Consider the following 2,775-nt stretch of genomic DNA (forward strand, 5'->3'; position numbering starts at 1 on the left):
AAGCACACTGTTGAGTTCTCAAGCAACCGACACGCACCGAATCCAACCCGTTCCCAGGCCTTCACTCGGGGCAACTTGTTAATCTTATCAGACTTTCCGGGGCTTTCCAACCTCTTGATTTCTCAGGAGGGGTGCCGCACGAGCCGACCGCATTCCCTACTCCTCAAGGACGCAAGCATCCTCAGAAATCTTCAGGAAGGTTGGTTCACCCGGGGGATCCAGCCACTTCGCGGCGGCTCCGAAGAGCTTCGCAGTGGTGTCTGTTCCTCCCTGCCGGGCTGACTCAGAGAACATTACGGTGGCGGGGGCGCTGCGGTCAAACCAGCGTTCCGTGACCCCGGTCACCGCGCGTCGGGCGCTCACGAGGGGCATGTCCGGGACCACGGCGGCCGCGCCGGCGGGCCGTCGCCTCACCCCGCCGGCGCGTCGTGGTCGACGGACGCGTCGAGGACGACAGATAGCGTCGGGCCATGAGCTCCCCCGACGAGACCCCTCGCCCACACGTCGTCCAGCGACCGGACGACGCGGTGCACGTCCTCGTCCCGTGCGTCATCGAGGAGCGGCACGTCGCCCGCGCACTCGTCGTCTACCGGGAGCTGGTCGGTGCGACCAGGCAGGAGGCCGGCTGCTTGTCGTACGAGCTCCTCCAGCGGACCGACGACGCCACCCGCTTCGTCCTCGTCGAGACGTGGGAGTCGCAGGACCACCTCGACGCACATACCCGGACGGAGCATTTCGTGCGCCTCGTCGCCGAGCTCGAGCAGCTCGAGCAGGCCGACTCGGCAGAGCTCTACAGGAAGGTGCTCTAGGCCCGGTCACGGGAGACGAGCCGGACGGGGACCAGACGTCACCCTGCGGCGGGAAGCTCACGGAGCCAGGCCGAGATCACGGCGACGTCCGGCACGGTCAACCCGACAGAGGGCTCGACCTGGTGCAGGAGGGCGGGCGCAGGGTGGTCGGCCTCGACCCACCCCCGGTCGACCTGCCCGATCACGTCGTCGACCCAGACGAACGGGCGTCCCGCTGCGGTCCTGACCAGTGCCCTCGTCTTCCACTGCAGGCTGTCGGCGCCACGGTCGCCGGAGTAGGCAGGAAGGTCTGCCACCGGCAGCGGAGGAAGACCGAGCAGGGGCGCGATCACCTCGTTCGCTTCCTGCATCCATGCCGTCGCCCACATCAGCTCGCACCCCAGCCCGGACAGCAACGGGCCGAGGTTCCGGTCGACACGCGACAGGTGGGGGTTCGACGCCGCGGTCCAGGACCCGGGTGGGCCTGGGGCCGACGGCATTCCTGGGCCACCGAACGGCAGGAGCGTTCCGTCGACGTCGAGGAAGAGGATCGGTCGCGGTGCGGCGGTCACCCGCGCACGGTAGCGCAGCCAGCGCAGCCAGCGCGTCCGACGTCGTCCGGGTTCGCGGTGAAGACCTGCGTGCGGCGCAGAGGCTACGTCGTCGAGCGCTGCCGACGGGCCTCGTAGAGGACGATCGATGCCGCGTTGGCGGCGTTGAGCGAGCTGGCTGCGCCGGCCATCGGGATGCTGAGCGTGACGTCCGCGGCCTCGCGCCATGCTCGGGACAGTCCGGCGGTCTCGTTGCCGATCAGCAGCAGGGTCGGCCCCGTAAGGTCGTAGTCGGAGATCGCGGCCTCTCCGTCCTCGTCGGTCGCGACGACGACGATCGGCACACCGCTCGAGCGCTGGCTCTCGACCCAGTCCATGACCTCGAGGGGAGACTCCGCCCGGACCGTCGGTACCGCGAAGAACGAGCCGGTGGAGGCCCGCACCGCCTTCGGGTCGTACGCGTCGGCGGCATGCCCCGTCGTGACCACGCCGTGCGCGCCCAACGCGTCGGCCGACCGGATGATCGACCCGATGTTGCCCGGCTGCGTCGGCCGGTCGAAGACCAGGCCCAGGAAGTCCGCGGGCACGGGGATCCGCGTGAGGTCGTCCGCGCGCATCGCGACGACGGCGAGGAGCTCGGCCACGCCCTCGGACTTCTCGCTGAGCTCACCGAGCAGGGGCGCGGCCATCGCGATCTTCTCTGCGTCGGGGAGGGAAGCGAGCAGGCCACGGGCCCACGGCGAGAGCGACCGGTCCGCGTCGTACACCAGGGTGTGGACGTCCCAGCCGTGCTCGATCGCGAGGTTGATGGGCCGGACTCCCTGCACGATGAACTCGCCCGCACGATGACGCTTGGTCCTGTTCGCGAGCAACGTCTGCAGTACCTGAAAGCGTGCGTTGCGTGCGGTGATGCGGGTAACCACGTGTTCCTCCTGAACCCTTGTGCGGCGACGCGGTCCGGCCATCGCCTCCCTGGAAGGCTACCGGCTCACCACCCGTGCAGACGGTGTGCGTCAGGCGGCAGGCCGCGCGATGCGACGTGCGGCACCCGCGTCTCGGCGGGACGATACGACCATGTCCGCCCCACCCGAACGTTCCCAGGTCGGACACCCGTGGGCCGTGGCGGTGCGTTCCTGGTGGCTGTGGGCTGCGGCGGTGCCGGCGCTCGCCATGTCGCCGATGCTCTTCCTGACGACCCTCGTGGGCGGGGGGCTTCTCGTCGTCGCGGCCGGGGCGCTCGTCCGCGTGCACCGCGACGTCGTCATCGCGCTCGCGATCGGTGGCGGGCTCGTGATCGGGTCGCTCCCCTATGCGCTGCTCGCGCTGAGCCGGCTCCTGGGTCTCCGGTGACCGAGCGTTTGTGTCCGGGGACGGGAAGGCCCCGGCACGGGTGGGTGCTGGGGCTGTGGGGTGTTGGGGGTATGCCAAAGGCCCAC

At 69.8% G+C, this 2,775-nt stretch carries 4 protein-coding genes; 2 read left to right on the top strand and 2 right to left on the bottom strand.

What is annotated here, in order from left to right:
• Positions 1-470: 470 nt before the first annotated feature.
• Positions 471-809, top strand: coding sequence for a putative quinol monooxygenase (locus H9623_RS19035; protein WP_193721569.1), 339 nt, complete (start codon positions 471-473; stop codon positions 807-809).
• 38 nt (positions 810-847) lie between these two features.
• Here the strand turns inward: H9623_RS19035 and H9623_RS19040 are convergent, their stop codons facing one another.
• Entirely contained in the window at positions 848-1,360 is a 513-nt protein-coding gene (locus H9623_RS19040; RefSeq protein ID WP_193721572.1) for an HAD domain-containing protein, read from the bottom strand.
• A gap of 83 nt (positions 1,361-1,443) precedes the next feature.
• Positions 1,444-2,262 carry a TrmH family RNA methyltransferase gene (locus H9623_RS19045; RefSeq protein ID WP_321575556.1) on the bottom strand — a complete coding sequence of 273 codons (819 nt, stop codon included), beginning with the start codon at positions 2,260-2,262 and terminating at the stop codon, positions 1,444-1,446.
• Between the two features lie 151 nt (positions 2,263-2,413).
• Between H9623_RS19045 and H9623_RS19050 the strand changes: the two genes are divergently transcribed.
• Positions 2,414-2,689 carry a hypothetical protein gene (locus H9623_RS19050; RefSeq protein WP_193721571.1) on the top strand — a complete coding sequence of 92 codons (276 nt, stop codon included), beginning with the start codon at positions 2,414-2,416 and terminating at the stop codon, positions 2,687-2,689.
• The last annotated feature ends 86 nt before the right edge of the window (positions 2,690-2,775 follow it).

This window comes from Oerskovia douganii (genome assembly GCF_015142735.1).
Classification (GTDB): Bacteria; Actinomycetota; Actinomycetes; order Actinomycetales; family Cellulomonadaceae; genus Oerskovia; species Oerskovia douganii.